Source organism: Fodinibius sediminis, assembly GCF_900182555.1.
Taxonomy (GTDB): domain Bacteria; phylum Bacteroidota; class Rhodothermia; order Balneolales; family Balneolaceae; genus Fodinibius; species Fodinibius sediminis.
The window spans coordinates 14,701-31,773 of record NZ_FXTH01000007.1; the positions used below are offsets into that span (position 1 = coordinate 14,701).

General features: G+C 50.0%; 13 protein-coding genes. 4 read left to right on the top strand and 9 right to left on the bottom strand.

What is annotated here, in order from left to right:
- Positions 1–61: 61 nt before the first annotated feature.
- Positions 62–1,228 carry a DUF445 domain-containing protein gene (locus tag FN808_RS09130; protein WP_142714273.1) on the top strand — a complete coding sequence of 389 codons (1,167 nt, stop codon included), beginning with the start codon at positions 62–64 and terminating at the stop codon, positions 1,226–1,228.
- Positions 1,229–1,233: 5 nt separating this feature from the next.
- Here FN808_RS09130 and FN808_RS09135 read toward each other — a convergent pair whose 3' ends face one another.
- The 8 genes from FN808_RS09135 to FN808_RS09170 form a co-directional block, all read right to left on the bottom strand.
- Complete coding sequence (locus tag FN808_RS09135; RefSeq protein WP_142714274.1) at positions 1,234–2,049, bottom strand: carbon-nitrogen hydrolase family protein; 816 nt, start codon at positions 2,047–2,049, stop codon at positions 1,234–1,236.
- Between the two features lie 87 nt (positions 2,050–2,136).
- Positions 2,137–2,859 (bottom strand): SPOR domain-containing protein, encoded by a 723-nt coding sequence (locus FN808_RS09140; RefSeq protein ID WP_142714276.1) that lies wholly within the window; start codon positions 2,857–2,859, stop codon positions 2,137–2,139.
- Between the two features lie 231 nt (positions 2,860–3,090).
- Positions 3,091–4,638 carry a Na+/H+ antiporter NhaC family protein gene (locus tag FN808_RS09145; RefSeq protein ID WP_142714277.1) on the bottom strand — a complete coding sequence of 516 codons (1,548 nt, stop codon included), beginning with the start codon at positions 4,636–4,638 and terminating at the stop codon, positions 3,091–3,093.
- Between the two features lie 86 nt (positions 4,639–4,724).
- A complete protein-coding gene (locus FN808_RS09150) occupies positions 4,725–5,726 on the bottom strand; it encodes an NAD(P)H-dependent amine dehydrogenase family protein (RefSeq protein ID WP_142714278.1) in 1,002 nt (333 codons plus the stop codon).
- A 239-nt stretch (positions 5,727–5,965) separates the two neighbouring features.
- Positions 5,966–8,290 carry an alpha/beta hydrolase family protein gene (locus FN808_RS09155; protein ID WP_142714279.1) on the bottom strand — a complete coding sequence of 775 codons (2,325 nt, stop codon included), beginning with the start codon at positions 8,288–8,290 and terminating at the stop codon, positions 5,966–5,968.
- 279 nt (positions 8,291–8,569) lie between these two features.
- Positions 8,570–9,622 carry a UDP-glucose--hexose-1-phosphate uridylyltransferase gene (locus FN808_RS09160; protein WP_434084130.1) on the bottom strand — a complete coding sequence of 351 codons (1,053 nt, stop codon included), beginning with the start codon at positions 9,620–9,622 and terminating at the stop codon, positions 8,570–8,572.
- Positions 9,622–10,806 carry a galactokinase gene (galK, locus tag FN808_RS09165; RefSeq protein ID WP_142714281.1) on the bottom strand — a complete coding sequence of 395 codons (1,185 nt, stop codon included), beginning with the start codon at positions 10,804–10,806 and terminating at the stop codon, positions 9,622–9,624. Before galK ends, FN808_RS09160 begins: the two co-directional genes overlap by 1 nt.
- A 31-nt stretch (positions 10,807–10,837) precedes the next feature.
- Entirely contained in the window at positions 10,838–12,475 is a 1,638-nt protein-coding gene (locus tag FN808_RS09170) for a sodium/sugar symporter (protein ID WP_142714283.1), read from the bottom strand.
- Positions 12,476–12,806: 331 nt separating this feature from the next.
- On the opposite strand from FN808_RS09170, the gene dgoD reads away from it, so the two are divergent.
- From dgoD to FN808_RS09185, 3 genes are read left to right on the top strand one after another with little or no spacing between them, the layout of a single operon-like run.
- Positions 12,807–13,961 carry a galactonate dehydratase gene (dgoD, locus tag FN808_RS09175; protein WP_142714284.1) on the top strand — a complete coding sequence of 385 codons (1,155 nt, stop codon included), beginning with the start codon at positions 12,807–12,809 and terminating at the stop codon, positions 13,959–13,961.
- Positions 13,955–14,938, top strand: a complete 984-nt coding sequence (locus tag FN808_RS09180) for a 2-dehydro-3-deoxygalactonokinase (protein WP_142714285.1) — start codon at positions 13,955–13,957, stop codon at positions 14,936–14,938. The genes dgoD and FN808_RS09180 overlap by 7 nt, the downstream gene beginning before the upstream one ends.
- A 13-nt stretch (positions 14,939–14,951) precedes the next feature.
- Positions 14,952–16,310 carry a GntP family permease gene (locus tag FN808_RS09185; protein WP_142714417.1) on the top strand — a complete coding sequence of 453 codons (1,359 nt, stop codon included), beginning with the start codon at positions 14,952–14,954 and terminating at the stop codon, positions 16,308–16,310.
- A 60-nt stretch (positions 16,311–16,370) separates the two neighbouring features.
- On the opposite strand, the gene eda is transcribed toward FN808_RS09185, so the two are convergent.
- Positions 16,371–17,009 carry a bifunctional 4-hydroxy-2-oxoglutarate aldolase/2-dehydro-3-deoxy-phosphogluconate aldolase gene (gene eda / locus FN808_RS09190; protein WP_142714286.1) on the bottom strand — a complete coding sequence of 213 codons (639 nt, stop codon included), beginning with the start codon at positions 17,007–17,009 and terminating at the stop codon, positions 16,371–16,373.
- Positions 17,010–17,073: the final 64 nt, after the last annotated feature.

Below are 17,073 nucleotides of genomic sequence, written 5' to 3' on the forward strand. Positions count from 1 at the left end.
CTGAGCGGCCAGCCAAACGTAGGTTGTTGGGGAATCTGAAAGGAGGCTTTTAAAAAATCATATGAGTGAACAATCGCTGGATAGAGAGGATACAGGCCGGGCCCTGGAAGCCGCCCAAGAGAAAACCCAGCGGCAAGCCCGAAGACTGTGGCAGCTCCTGATCAAATACAGTAAAATAGATGAACTATCATCTTCAAAAGAGCCTGTTCACGAAGCCCCAGAGAGTGAACAGCGCTACAGTTCTACGGCGTTGACGCTTCTCTCCCTGGTTCCCTACCTACTTCTGGGAACGTTTATCATCTCCTTTTTCTGGGATTTTGACGACCTGGCTCTGGAAGCCTTTGGATATACGCTTCAGTTCCAGGGACTTCTCCGGATTATAAGCGTCAGTGGGCTCATCGGTTTTTTCACCAACTGGCTGGCCATTACCATGCTGTTCAAACCAGCTCAAAAGAGGCCCATACTGGGTCATGGTCTTATTCCTGCCCAGAAGAACCGCATAGCTTTCCGTCTGGCACGGGCAGTATCTGAGGATCTCATCAATCCTGAAATCATTAAAAAAAAGATAAGCGAATCGAATATCATCAGTAGGTACCGCGAACAGTCTACCCAGTATGTCAAGGGTATTATTGATGATCCCGCCTTTCGCGAAGATCTCAAAAGCTGGGTCGTGGCCTATGTTGATGAAATGATTGCGGACCCCGAAATACGAGGAGCTATTGCCCAGCGAATCCTGCGTCAAATCGAAGAAGCCATACATGATAAATCGTTTGAAAAGGTAGCCCTCAAAGCCTACTCTTTCATAAAGGGTCAGCAAATGCAGCATATCATTGAAGAGGCGCTGGTGCGGATTCCCACCTCCATAGAAAGTGGCCTGGACAAAGTGGATGATCTGCTCGACCGGCTTCCCCGCAAGATAGATGATCACAGTGAGCCGATAGAAGATATCGTGACCACCCTTCTCTACAAGCTGATCAACCAGCTCAACGTGCACAAACTGGTGGAAGAAAACCTCCGTAATTACGACGAGCAGCGCATATCAGCCATCATCCAGAATGCGACGAATGAGCAATTGCGCTACATACAGTATCTGGGAGCAATTTTGGGGCTCGTCGGAGGCTTCATTATCTGGGAACCCCTGTTGAGCATTATCCTCTTATGCGTAATTTTCCTAACGGTTTTGGGACTGGATCAACTGCTTTACAATTATTACGGGCATTCGCTATAAGTCCGCTACACTCTGCGGTGTTCCAACGACGGAATGCTTTCCCGAACTTGTTGAATACGTTTGGGATCAATACGGGTATAGCCAATCCCCGGCTCCTGACCGGCATCAACCAGTATCTGTCCCCATGGATCAATGATCATGGCATGGCCCCATGTCTTTCGGTTATCCCCGTGGATTCCAGTTTGAGCGGGAGCCAAAACATAGGAAGCATTTTCAATGGCCCGTGCTCTCAGCAGCGGTTTCCAGTGATCCTGACCCGTCGTATAGGTGAAGGCAGAGGGGACAGACAAGACCTCGGCTCCGCGGCTGACCAAGAGCCGATATAGTTCCGGAAAACGAAGGTCATAACAGACCGATAATCCCCAGTTCCCGATGGTCTCATCCCGGAAAACTACGGGCCGGGGGGAGCCTGCTTCTACATACTCTGATTCGCGGTATGCTTCCTCCCTGTTCAGCGTGACGTCAAAAAGGTGAATCTTGTCGTAGCTGGCCAGCCGTTTGCCTTCCGGGCTGTAGATTGTTGATCGGTTGAATACCTTCCCATTCTCAAGCGGAACAGGATAGCTGCCTCCCATCAGGAATATACCATACTCCTCTGCCGTTTCAGAGAGAAAGGAAGGAACCTTCTCAGCTATGGCAGGGGCCTGTTCCATTCGCATCGAGAGGCCGCCCAGGAAGGAAAAATTTTCAGGCAGTCCAACCACCCTGGCTCCCTGGCTGGCCGCCTCTGTAATATACTGGTACGCCTCCTCCAGATTCTCTTGCAGCTTTGTGCCGCTGTTCATCTGAATAATAGCCGCCCTGTAGCCGGCTGAAATCATGATTGTTCGCTTTAAGTTACGATGAGCAGCTTTCTGCTGTAATATAGTTCTAAAGGCGGGGATACAGCAAATCCTGAAACCAATGCATCAACCGGCGGTACGCTGTTTGACAAAACCGTCAAAATCGCTCTGTTCCTCCAGCCTGCGCTGTTTCCGGAATGCTTCTCTCCGGCTTGCAAACAGACCGTAAAACACCCCGTAATATACTTCCTCCTGTTGATGAATGACCTCAACGCGGGCTCCTTCTATCTCTCGGGCAAATGAAAGCGCTTTGCTACCGGTCTTGAAAAGCCCCAGCTGAATAGTGTAAATATGCCCCGTTGTATGTTTGGAAGACTGTTCCTCCCCCTCTCGCTCGGCCAGGTAAAGGTTGACATTTGCCACACCACTGGACATAAGTCTCAATTCTTTTGCCGCCTCCCTGGAAACGTCGATCACCCTGTTGCCGGCGTACGGCCCCCGATCGTTTACGCGAACCAGTGTCATGCGTCCATTATCGGTATTTTCCACCCACACAAGCGTATCAAAAGGCAACGTCGGATGCGCAGCTGTGAATGCATGCATGTCATAAGGTTCCCCGCTTGCCGTAAGCTTTCCATGAAAATTGGGTCCATACCAGCTGGCTTTCCCCCGGTCCAGCAGGGAGGAGACTTCCGCTATGCGGTCATATTTTAAAATATATGTTTCGGGATCAAATAAAGACGCATGTCCAAGTTTGGGCATCTTCAATGAATCACCGGGAAGGCGATCAGGGACAAATGGCGTTACATGGAGGGCCGCTGCCTCTTCCCTGTTCCTCAGGTTGTCCACGATGCTGCAAGAGCTTACCAAAACGATACAAATTGGCAGTACGATCAACCGCATTTTTTGATTCGCGTATCTTTATGTTCGTATCTAACTAAAATTAATGGGCACAATATATCCCTCATTTTATAGAATAACTAACAACAGATGTTCCTTCAACAACCTAGTCTGCAATTGCCGGGATCAGTCACTCCATCCTATTCCTTCTCAGGATATGGGTGAAACAGGCTGCCCGTCTCAAACAAATAAGAAGACAGTGAAGGTATACAGTAGTCCCGATAGAATGGCCGCGGTTAAGGCCAGTGGGACCTGGCTTCTGACATGATCCATGAGATCACATCCTGTGGCCAGCGATGACAAAATGGTCGTATCTGATATCGGGGAACACTGATCCCCAAAAACACTCCCGCCCACCACTGCACCAAAACAGAGCGTGATAAAGAAAGGATCCGGTAATACCGCCCACGCCAGCGGCATTGCCACAGGGAAAACCACGGCATAGGTTCCCCATGAAGTGCCTGCTGAAAAAGCAATGAACATGCAAAGCCCCATTAACATGGCTGGTAGTACAAGGGGGTCGATGGCCTGTCCTGCCAGTGCTACCACGTACTTGGCTGTTCCGACCGTTTCGGCTACTTCTTTTAATGAAACCGCCAATGCAAGTACTATAGCACCGATTGAAACTCCTTTGCAGCCATCGACGAATCCTTCCATGACCGTCTTGAGCGACATCCCTTTTGTCAATGCTATAAACATGCCACTCAGAACCGCCAATACAAAAGCTTCTGCTATCAGCAAGGTGGGCTCCTCGGTCTGTCCCATGAAGTAAAAGGTAATGATATAAGGTAAAATGGCCACTCCCAGCAAGGTCCCAATCGGTCCAAAAAAGTCCACCAGGCCCGGTTGATATGTCTCTGGAATATTCATTTTTGTCAACTCAGGGGAAGACATCGGCTCTGCCCTGTCCCGGTCTTTTTGTCCGGTCTCTTTAACACGCCGTATAGCCTCACGCATTTGCCTGCCGGGCAGCCAAGGCAGCAGCTCCCATGCAAAAAGAAGCGTCATAAGGAGAGCAAAGATACCATAAAAATTAAATGGCAGTGCCTGGAAAAAAAATGCAATGCCATCCTGGGTGGTCTCAAACAACGGAATGGTACCCGCAACGAGACCCGCAATATAAATCGGCCATACATTGAACGGAATGATGGTTGCCGCCGGGGAAGCTGTAGAGTCGACCATATAGGATAACTCTTCATGTGAGACGTTGTGTTTATCGGCAATGGGGCGCACAGTAGCGCCGGTCAGCACCGTACTGATGGTTCCTCCCTGATGAAAAACCAATCCCATCATCCAGGTGAAGAATTTGGCACTCTTCCGGCCACGAACCAGGTGATGGCTTGCCCATTCTGCAAATCGTTCGGCTCCGCCTGTTCGGGTCCACATGCCTATGAGTCCACCCAGTGACCATAGATAAACCAGCAGTATGAGAGCAAAGCCTTCGGTGCCGATGGAAGGAATCAGAAATTCCTGCACGACATTGAGCTCTCCGGCAATGACTCCTCCAAGTACAATGCCCACGAATAGAGCACTGATAACCTCCCGGGTCCAAAAAGCCAGGACAATGGCTACCAGGGGTGGCAGAACGGACCAAAAGCCAAAATGGCCATTCTGCTCAGGTATTGAACCCGCAAAGAGGATCCCGAGAACGATCAGCAGAAAGGTAATGAACAGGTTTATCCAGTGTCCTTTTGCAATAAGATAAGTGCGCCCGTTGCTGTCTGACATAGAAAAATGTTAGTTAAAACTAAAAGCGGCGCCTGTTACACCCATTTGGCCATTAACTCTTGATCACCTGAATCCCATCTACTTCACTAAACGCAGAAACGCCCGGAAAAAGAAGGTACGGGAATTTCAAGCATGGTCTTCAGGCCCGACTCGGCCCTCAATACAGCAGAAATGGCATTGAGCGTGATTGCAGCTGTAGCAATATCCCCATTGATACCTCCCTCAATAACCGAAGTAAAAGACGGGGTTCCCACAATTTCTATTTTATCATGGGATTTTTCCTCCCCTACAGCGGCACGGAAATGCAAAGTAATTTTCTCTTCTTCTCCTACATATCCTCTCCCATACTGCTCTACACCACTGGCTTGGCCCTGCCTGATATCTTTATAGCCCGAGCTAACCAATCGTGCTGCTACAACAGGATCCAATGTTTCTTCCACCCGATCCAATCTCCAGCATAAAGCCCGGGCTATCATATGAACCGATTCGGTCAGCCCGATATGCCGCAGGTGTCCATTCTTCTTTCTCTGTGAAAATTGTTTTGCCGTTAAACCCGCTCCGATCTTCCTTTGAAAGGGTATTCGTCTGATGGAAGCGTCCTGCACACGGGTGACTTTGATCTGCTCAATATCCTGGCAAATCGAGCTCATGACTGCCGGAAGATAATCCATTAAGAAGCCTGGGTTAACCCCTGTTCCCAGGCATGTTACGCCCGAATCACGGCACACCTTGTCAATTCGCTGGGCAATATCAGGTTGTGTTTGCCAGGGATAGGAAAGCTCTTCGCATGTTGATACGATATTCAGCTTTGCATCAGCAAGTTCGGCCAGCTGCGGCTCAATCCGTTCAAGGCTTGAGAAGGTGCTTACGACGGCAACGTCTGCTCCCCTACCCTTAATTGACGACGTTAGCTCTCTGCTGACGGGAATCCCCATGTGTGTACAACCGCAAAGCTCACCGAGGTCTTTACCCGCCTTTTCGGGGTCAGGATCCACGGCACCAACCAGATGAATTTCCTCCCTTTGGAGAGTGTTTTTTACTATTTTCTGCCCCAGCGGGCCTACGCCAATTTGTACTATTTTTTTCATCGCCTACCAGGTTGTTAATTTTATGGCCGCACGCCTCAAAAACAGAATTCAGACTGATAATTTCAGGTCGTTTGCTTCATTCCCTTCCTATCTCCCAACACATTATTTCCAATCAGCCATACTGTTTAGCTGCCAGTACCTCCCCTGCTTCCCCGGCCACGGGACTACCGCCGGCTCTGGCCAACAGTTACAATCTCATTCGTGCCATCAGCGCATCCGAAAAATGCCCATTGGCCGGATTACTCCGATATCTTCTTCACCCAGTCCACCATGACATCCTTCATTTCGGGTGAAAGCCTGTTGTAATCATCTGGCTCAAAGAGGGTAATATTACCTTCAGCTCCGTATAATTCGTATACTTTGGTCGCTTCCTGCACCGCCTGGCTAACATCATCCGATGATGCATACTGATCCCAGAGAGGAGAAATAACCAGTAAGGGTCGTGGAGCAATGGAAGCAAGAATCTCGTGATAATCGTACGGAATACGATCTTCATTATCGATAAAGAAGCCCAATCGCGGGAGGAGGCCATGCAGGTGGGAATAGCGGTACAGGCCCTCGGCCGTTTTCCCGGGGTGGTCGGTTCGCATGGGAGTAAAACCTGAAGCTGATATCACGCCGGCAATACGCTCGTCAAGTGCCGCACTATACAGGCTGACCGTTCCTCCCAAAGCATACCCACCGACAAATATTTTGTCGTCGTTCAGATAGTCCATGTTCTCCAGCTCATCAATAGCCCAGCCTACATCAGCAACCATGCGTCCCATCTTTGACCAGTTTGGAAAACGTTCGTAGAAAAGTCGTCCTTCCTCTATCCGGGTTCCAAAACCTATTTGATCATACATATAGACGGCAAAACCCTGCTCGGTAAACCTGTTGATGATATCTCCCAGCCGCAGGTATCCCGTTGAATAGGTGTATTCATGGAGATATACCACCACGGGCAGATCATCGCTCAGCGGTTCTCCTTCTGCATCTGCGGGATAAAACAGCTGGCCAAAAGACAGGCGCTCACTTCCAACAGATTCGGCAACATTGGGCGAGCCTACAACTGATCTCTTATAGTCCGGCTGCTTGTCCGGGCCCACCGATGGAGGCTCCTCACCCAGAGCCCACTTGACCCTGGACCTGATGTGAGCTTTTTTTCCCTCCCACTGTTCGGTATTATTTATCCTTTTCCGGCCCTCACCCTCCAGAATATTATCTATGCCTTTCGACTCATATTCAAGCGGATCGATCATCTCTCCGGAGAGCCCCAGCCATTTGGAAAAGGTATAATCATAGTAAAGCTTGTTGTCCGGCTTGATATTTCCCCGGCCAAACACATAATCAAAAAAATCGAGGTACCGCTCCATATCACGGGCAGCTGGCGAATGAAGCCCATCCCTAAGATCAATAGCCAATTTCTCTTCGGCCCCCAGAAAGTCGTATACCGTTTGGGCCGACCGGTAGGCCTGTTCAATACCCCAGGGATCAGCCGCTGATTCCGTTATGGAAGATGTCAGCATTAACCCGCGCGGGGCAACCAGCGCCATCAGGGAGTTTTGATCAATGGGCAGCTTATGCTCCCGGCCGACAAAGAAACGAAGTCGCTGGCTAAGCCAGTGAGGCCGTCTTCTGGTGAGCAGTGCGATGGTCTCGTTATTATACTTGTCCGAGGTATAGCGAAACGGATGCTCACCGCCGGTACCCCCGCTTATTGGTACCACCGCCTTGATTCGTTTGTCGTAGGCAGCCGCCCAGAGGGCAGCCTTCCCATTGCGCGACAGGCCGGTAAGGGCGATTTGTTTTTTATTCACAAAAGGCTGAGTATGCAAGTAATCAATGGCCCGTGAGGCTGACCACGCCCACCGCATGATGGCCGTAAAGTCATACTCCGGCCACCAGGTATCGATATAGGTTTCACTGTCATCGGGCATGCCATACTTGGGATCCGTGCCGGCAAAGCGCACCCCGATATACCCTCTTCGCACGGCAGCTTGCACCCAGTCATACCGGTCTTCCTTCCATGGGCACAAAAACACCGGAAAAGGACCTTCTCCGGGAGGGATGAGCAGCGTGATATTAAGCTTTGCCTGGTGGTCAGGGCCAAAACGTAAAAGGACATCCTGTTCCGTCAGCTCCCCTACCTGGCGTTCTTCAAGCAACTCAGCCCTGAGATTACCAGGCGCTGGGGGCACAGGACCGGTAATCCAATGCTGGGCCTGTTCCTTTATCCACGCTCGCTTTTTATTCCACTGTTCGATGGTCTCCACCGGAATGTTTTCTCCACCCTCATCCAGAATCAGCGGATCCGGAAGAAAAGGAAGGGATGGCATCTTCCCAAAATTCGGCGGCAGCGCCCCGGTGCGTTCCACCCATGCCGTCCAGGTAGAATCAATGGGGGTCGGAGGCAGGGCCGTCGAAATTCGATCCTGATCAGGCGATAACACCTTCTGCAGCTGTTCCAGGTATTGTTGACGTGCAGCTTCTTCACTCTGGCCATAAACGGTCGTGGTATATGCCCCCGCAAAAAATGAACAAAAGAAAATTATAAGTACTTGTACACTAAGTTTAGCCATCATTGCTTTTATTTTTAAATAATATCCCGGGTCCTTAGAACTACAAATATTAAGCTGACGCTACATGATTATTTATCCAGCCATGGGGAATACCCGGGTTGCGACAGAATCAGATATAGAAATCCACTGGTTCATGCAGCAGGCATCCAGACACCCGCACATATACAAGCCTTCCCCTATCATCCCAAGCTTACCGCAGATTCATGGAAAAGCCACGGTCTGATAACCCCTCTTCAAATGAAAAGAATAAAAATATTGAATTCAAAACCCAAAGTGGCCAGGCTATCCTTCAGAAAGACTGTAATGCTTGCCAGGCATCTCCTTCAGCAACCGTGCACTGGCTTCCGGTGTGATATCACGCTGCGGATTACCCAGCATTTCGTATCCTACTCTGAATTTCTTGACGGTGGCAGAACGCAGCAGTGGTGGATAAAAATGGAGATGGAAATGCCATTCCGGGTGTTTCCGGCCGTCTGTTGGGGCCGGGTGAAAGCCCGCAGAGTATGGAAAGGAGACTTCGAAAATATTGTCATACCTGACAGTGATCTGTTTTATGATATCTGCCAGTCCATCTTTTTCCTCTTCAGTCATCCCTGTGAAACCGGCAAAGGGGCGCCGGCTTATCACCAGTGTCTCAAAAGGCCAGAATGCCCAGTAGGGTACAAGCACAGCAAAATAATCGTTCTCGACAATCAACCGTTCCTCCCGCTCCCGCTCGAGCTTCAGGTAATCGCCCAGCAGGGTCGTCCCATGCTCCTCATAATAATCTGACTGCCTCATCAATTCTTTTGCGGGTTCGTCCGGGATCGTTTCCTGCGCCCATATCTGTCCATGCGGATGGGGATTGCTGCACCCCATGATCGCTCCCTTGTTCTCAAAAATCTGCACATAATTAATATACTCGCGCTTGCCCAGCTCCTCGTATTCCGTGGTCCACAGCTCCACCACCTCCCTGATCCGGGCAGGCTCCATCTCCGGCAGCGTAAGATCATGACGGGGAGAAAAACAGATTACCCGGCATATTCCCTTCTCTCCCCTGGCAACAAGCAGATTCTCCGTATTGCTTATCTCGGAAGGGGTATCGGGTTTCAACGCACTAAAATCATTGGTAAAAACAAAAGTGGATTCATAATCTGGGTTTCGGGCATCGCCAGCCCGCTCATTACCGGGACACAAATAGCAATCCGGATCGTATTCCACCTTTTGCTGTTCGGGCTTCTCTTCTGTTCGGCCCTGCCACGGTCTTTTGGACCGATGCGGGGATACCTGAATCCATTCTCCTGTCAATGGATTCAATCGCCGGTGGGGGTCGCTGGCAAGATCAAGTTCCATAATCATTCTTTCGTTTTAATTTCAGACACATCCATCAAATGGGTTCCATCAGAAATTTTAGTCTGGTATATTTGTAGGTGCTTCCGGGTCTTTTCCTGATACATCATGGTAATCTTCTTTTTGAACGTCTCCAAATGAACGTCTTCCACCAGGTTGATGGTGCAGCCCCCAAAACCGCCGCCCATCATCCGGGCACCGATCACTCCTTCGATGTTCCTTGTGGAATCAACCAGGATATCCAGCTCCGGACAGCTCACTTCATACTTGTCGCGAAGTCCGGCATGTGACTGGTACATTCGCTGTCCAAAAGAAACAATATCGTTGTTATCAAGGTCCTTGCAGGCATTCAGAACCCGCTCATTCTCCTCCAGTACATAATTGCACCGTTTGTAGACCAAAGGTTCCATCAAGGCCTCGTGCTTCTTTAAAAAAGGCAGGGTAACATCCCGAAGGCTCTGAATGCCAGGATGGATCTTTTGCAGGATTCGAACCCCCTCTTCACACTGGGAACGCCTCACATTGTACTCAGATGAAGCCAATTCCCTTCGGATCTGTGTATCACACAAAACAATATGGAGATCAGGTCGATTGAGCGGATAGAATTCATATTCCAGTGAGCGGCAATCGAGTTTCATCGCATGGTTTTTCCGGCCGTTCAGGCTTATAAACTGATCCATGATGCCACACTGCACCCCTACAAACGCATTTTCAGCCTGCTGCGCAATACGGGCCATCTCCACAGGAGGGATCTCCCAGCCCAAAAGCCGTGTCAAGCCAAACAGCATCCCCCCCTCCAGCGCTGCGGAAGAGGATAACCCGGCTCCGATGGGGACATTCCCCCCGAATACACAGTTGATTCCCCTGCTTTCGTATCCCCGGCGGCGAAGCTGATCAATAACACCCAGCAAATAGTCCGGCCACCCTTTTCCCGATTTAGACAACTTTCCAGAAGTATCGGTCTCGTAATAGTCCTGCTGATCTGCGGCATAGAACCGGCTGTTATCCGTACCGCTGGGGGCCATGGCAAGAAAGATATACTTGTCAATGGCGGCGGGAAGGACAAAACCATCGTTGTAATCGGTATGCTCACCAATAAGATTCACCCGGCCCGGCGATTGTACTAGTATGGGGTCGCCCTCGAATCGACGGTGAAATTCGGTGATAATATGATGCTTTAAAGTCTGCATGATGCTATCGTTGAATCCGGGGAAACCATTACTACCAGAAGACGGCATAAAGCACGGCTACCAGTACCAGGATAATATAGGATCCGATGTTAAACGCCGGACTGGTTTTAAAGGTTTGAGCCGTAGTGTGAATGGCTTTGGGATCTTCATCGTAGGGATTGGTCGTCAGGCTCACCCCTGCTATAATTACAATCGTAAGAATTAATGTATAATACATCTGATCCAGAAACGGGAGACCCAGTGCCGGTATTTTCAGCAGCAGTGCTATGACAATGGATCCAAGAACCCCGTAGATGGCTCCCTTGGTAGTGGTCTGTTTCCAGAATAGTCCCATCATGAACACCGCCAGAATGCCGGGACTGACCAGTCCGGTATACTCCTGGATATACTGGAACACCTGTGGAACACTCTGCAGCTGGGGGGCCAGAAGAACCGCCGTAACAAGAGCAACCGAGGCGGTAATGCGTCCCATATTTACGGTCTGCTTATCGGTGGCATTCGGGTTGAAATAGGGACGATAAATATCCATGGTAAATATGGTTGCCACCGAGTTAAGCATAGACGCCAGCGAGGAAACAATAGCAGCAGCCAGCGCCGCTACAACCAGTCCCCTGAAACCGGGGGTGAGAAATACCTTGATGAGCCAGGGATAGGCATTATCGTACTCTATGCTCCCGTCGGGATTCGTGAATACATCCATAATTCCCGGAATCTGGGCCGTACCGGCCGGTTGCGTGTAGAGTACATAGACGATGATGCCCGGGATAACCACGATCAGCGGAATAATCAGTTTCAGGAAGGCCGCAAAGATAATCCCCTTTTGCGACTCTTTCAGCGATTTTGCAGCCAGGGTTCGCTGAATAATATACTGATTGAAGCCCCAGTAATAGAGATTAGCCACCCATAATCCACCTATCAGCACCGCAATGCCGGGCAGGTTCTGAAATTCAGGATTTGAACGATTGAGAATCATATTAAACTTGTCACCTGCCACCTCGTACAAATGGGCAAAACCATCGATAATTCCTCCACTGGGAGTTACATTATGCAGGGCAACAAAGGTAGTTACCAGCCCCCCCAGTACCAGCAGTCCAACCTGCAGCACATCGGTCCAGGCCACAGCCGACAATCCTCCGTACAGGGAATAGGCAGCGGCTATTAATGCAAGACCAACCAGGGCATGAATAAGCAGGCTGCCGTCTCCCGTTCCCATAATGGTATCGAGTGCCTTGGCCCCCAGAAACATGACGGTTGTGAGGTTCACAAATACAAACAGACCAATCCAGAAAACCGCGAGGATGGTCTTCAGTGTCGTATTGAATCGCTGCTCTATAAATTCAGGGATCGTATAAATTTTCTTCTTGATAAAAATGGGAAGCAGGTATTTTCCCACAATTAACAGTGTAACCGCAGCCATCCATTCGTAGGAGGCGATAGCCAGCCCCACAGCAAAACCGGATCCCGACATGCCAATAATCTGCTCGGCAGAGATATTGGCTGCAATAAGCGATGCGCCAATAGCCCACCACGGCAGTGACTTCCCCGCAAGGAAGTAATCCTCTGCATTTTTCTGGTGCCCTTCCTTATCACGGGACACCCAGAGGCCAATAGCAATAATGAGGGCGCAATAAAGCGAAAATACTACAATATCAAGAGTGGCAAATTCCATAAGATGCAGAATTATAACTATGTGTCTGGATAATAATAGAAATGTCGCGCTATAAATGATCTGGAAGCTTTGACGATTTGAATATATAGCATTGTGTTATCGTTAACAAGTTTCAGCATTTATATGCTATTTTGTTGCCTTTCATTTGAATGGCACAAAAAATTTACCTAATTAAGGACAGGCTGCCATTCAGTCAGCATTCGATCACTTTCGGTTTTCATCAAATACAAATACAGCGGGATGGGGCGGAGAATGCGCGGGAGCTACTTTTTCCCGGTTTTGCAACTTAAATTTTCATCTTAACCTGCAGATAAGTTTCTAGAAGGATTTTATGAGTAGCATTGAGGAAATAACACTCTATAAAGTGCCCCCCCGGTGGCTTTTCATAAAAATTACCACCTCCGACGGTATAGAGGGATGGGGGGAACCCATTGTCGAGGGAAAAGCGGATACCGTGGCGGCGGCCGTAAAAGAGTTCAGCCGCCAGCTGACTGGCATGGAGGCGGGAAATATCGAGGACATCTATCAAGTAATGCACCGCGGAAGTTTCTATCGGGGCGGCCCCATCCTCATGAGTGCCATATCCGGTATTGAACAGGCACTCTGGGACATCAAGGGCAAGCGTCTTGATGTCCCGGTATATGAGCTCCTGGGTGGGGCTGTCAGGAATAAAATGAAGGTATATTCCTGGGTGGGCGGTGATGAACCCTCGGAACTGATTGAAGCCATCACCCAGCGGCAGAAGACCGGGTTCCGGCACGTAAAAATGAATGCCGTTGGCAAGGTCGACTGGATTGAAACTCCCCGGCAGATTGAAGCATCCGTCCAGAAAATCGCTCGGATCCGTGAGCACCTGGGATGGGATATTGAAATCGGACTCGATTTTCACGGGCGTGTTCGCAAGGCCATGGCCAAACGCCTGGTAACAGCCTTGGATCCACTGAAACCGATGTTTATTGAAGAGCCCCTCTTGTCGGAGCATCTGGAGGCTCTCAAAGTTATCGCCCCTTATACAAGCGCCCCCATTGCCACGGGCGAGCGTCTGTACGGGCGAGCCGGCTTCAAGCCTATCCTGGAACAGGGCTATGTGGATATTATTCAGCCCGACCTGAGCCACGCCGGGGGAATCTGGGAGACGCGAAAAATTGCGGCCATGGCCGAGACCTACGATATGGCCATTGCCCCGCACTGTCCCCTGGGCCCCATCAGTTTTGCGGCGGCACTGCAGCTTGATTTCTGCACCCCAAATGCCCTGATCCAGGAAACGAGCCTTGGCATACATTACCATGACGACAGCATGGACCTGCTGGACTACCTTGCAAATCCGGAAGTATTTGACATCCAGGATGGTTATATACATCGCACCTCCCTGCCCGGCCTCGGCATTGAAGTAGATGAACAGAAAGTCATGGAAGCATCCAGGAAGGGCCATGACTGGCACAACCCAGTGTGGCGCAATGAAGACGGGACGGTAACAGAATGGTAAATTCTGCTCCAATATTTCATAAACGCCATTTCCTGAGCTGCGACTGGGGGACCTCCTCTTTTCGGCTGAGGCTCATTGCATCCGCATCAGGCAAAACGATCCATGCAATATCCGAGACCAAAGGAATAAAGAAGTTTTATAAAAGTTGGAGCAGCAACCGGGACTCTTCGAAACGACTTGATTACTACCTTGCATTCCTGGGAAAACAAATAGAAGCGCTTGAACAATCCTGCTCTTCTGAGCTTGACAGAAGTATTCCCGTCATTATTTCGGGGATGGCTTCCTCAAGTATCGGCATGAAGGAACTCCCCTACTCCTCTTTACCCCTTAGCCTGGTTCATCCCGAACTGAATATTCACCATGTACAACCATCGGAGCGTTTTAGCCGGGATGCCTATCTTGTTTCCGGGATATGTTCATCCAATGACGTTATGCGGGGCGAAGAGACGGAACTGCTGGGACTGGCCTCCCGATTGGCTTCAAAAAACGGGTTTTATATTCTGGCCGGCACCCACAGCAAGCACCTTAGGGTAAAGGACAATCACCTCACAGCTTTTAAAACATATATGACCGGTGAACTTTTTGATTTGATCGCCTCAAAAAGTATACTTGCAAATTCCGTGGACATGAGATCCGACCCAGTACCGGGCCATGGATTTAAAGCCGGTGTTAAGGATGCCCAGCAGGAGAATCTTCTACATGCTCTATTTTCCATCAGGGCGCAGGACCTGCTTCACAATACGGGAAAGCCCCGCAACCGGGATTATCTGAGCGGACTTTTAATAGGTACGGAACTCAGCGAAGTAGTGGCTTCGGAACCAGCACGGGTAATCCTCTGGGGCAACAGCAGGCTGCAACGGTACTATGCCGATGCTTTGGAGGTATTGGGCATCGATTTCATCCACCCGGCGATTAAAGGAGATGAAGATATAACGGCTTTGGGACAGCGCATTATTTTTAATCAAATTACAAATTAAGCTAATCATTATGATGGGAGAACCATTCTATTTACTGTTTATCACAGTCATTGCCATTGTCCTGCTGCTACTGCTGGTAATGAGACTCAAAATCCATGCCTTTGTTTCTCTGCTCATTGCCAGCGCCTTTGTGGGCCTGGGGGCAGGTATGGGCTTTGAAGACGTTTTAAACAGCATACAGGAAGGGATGGGCGGCATTCTGGGCTTTATCGCGATTATCGTGGGGCTGGGATCCATCATTGGCAAACTCCTGGAAGTCTCTGGAGGTGCCGAAGCACTTGCCCGCAATATTGTACAGCTGTTCGGTGCTGAACGCACCTCCTGGGGATTGTCGCTCACCGGCTTTATTATTTCCATACCGGTATTTCTCGATGTGGGGTTCATTATCCTGGTACCCATTGTCTATGCCCTGGCGCGAAAGGCCAATAAGTCCACCCTCTATTACGCCATCCCCCTGCTGGCGGGCCTGGCTGTTACCCATGCATTCATCCCGCCTACGCCCGGTCCGACTGCAGTGGCAGAAATAATGGAAGTCTCGCTGGGCTGGGTGATCATCTTTGGGTTTGCCGCAGGAATTCCGGCGGCCATCCTGGCCGGTCCCCTGTTTGGTAAATATATCGGCAGCAAAATTGATGTCTCACCTCCCGAGTTCAGTGAATCAGGTAAAGCTACCGAAGAAGACAAGTGGGATTTTTTCATCATTCTCCTTGTTATTCTGCTTCCCCTCTTTTTGATTGTCAATGCCACTATTTTTGATATGCTCCAATCGAATCAAATGATTTCGGGTGGCACCTTCTGGCTCAACCTGATTCAGTTTGTCGGCCACCCTTTTATTGCCCTCATTATTGCGACACTCGTTGCAGCTTATTTCCTGGGCTATCGCAAAGGCTTTTCGGGCCGGGAGGTGCTTACCTTTTCAGACAAGGCGCTGGCCCCGGCCGGACTTATCATCCTGGTTACGGGAGCAGGCGGTGTATTCAAAGAAATTCTCATTGACAGCGGGGTTGGAGAAGCCCTGGCCCAAACGATCCTGGCCTACCAGGTAGCGCCTATTGTACTGGCATACCTGCTGGCGGTTATCATTCGCGTCACACAGGGATCCGCTACCGTGGCCATGGTCACCTCCGCTGGAATGGTCGCTCCCGTAGTGAGCGAATTTGGGCTCTCAGCCCCGGAAAAGGCACTGATCGTAATCGCTATTGCCGCCGGTTCCACTATACTTTCGCACGTGAATGACAGTGGTTTCTGGCTGGTTAACAAATACCTCGGGCTGACGGAGAAACAGACCCTGCAATCATGGACCGTCATGGAGACCATCATCTCTGTTACCGGTTTTGCTATGGCTATACTGCTCTATTATACGGTCGTTTAAGCAGCGGGAGAAAATCGTTCTTCCTTGGGATCCTGATCAGGGAAAACCGGAGCCGTATATTCAGTCCTTTCGCTGTTGATCCACGACTGCAAGCGACTGACGGACGCGCTTGGTGATATCCTCGTAACGCCCGCCCGAGATAAGAGTACGCGGGGCCAACCACGATCCCCCCGCAGCAATGACCATCTCACTGCTCACATAGGACGCCAGATTCGAGAGGCTAATTCCTCCCATCGGCAAAAATTTAATGCCTGTATGTTGATATGGACCACGAAGACTCCGGATATATTGAACGCCCCCCATATCAGAAACGGGAAAGAGCTTTAACGTCCGGAAGCCATGGCTCAGGGCCAACTCTATTTCGGAAGGCGTCATTACCCCGGGGATAAAGTTAAAATCAATGTTAAGCGCTCGTTTGACTACCTCCTCATTGATACCCGGCGACAATCCAAATTGGGCGCGGGATTCCCTTGCAGCCATCAGCTGCTCAGCCGATAAGATGGTACCGGCCCCCAACTGCATCTCAGGAAACTCTGCGGCAATAGCTGAGATAGCCTGTGCTGTTGTTTTGGTACGGAAAGTGACCTCCATAACATTCAAGCCCCCTTCCAGGAGGGCCTCAGCCACGCGCAGGGCCGAATCAACCTCTGAGAGTGTAACCGCCGGGAGTAATTTTTTTTCAAGTACTTTATTAAACATGATTAATGTGGGTGAACGTTAAAACAGGGTGATTGACACTCCATTATTAATGAACCAAATGCTT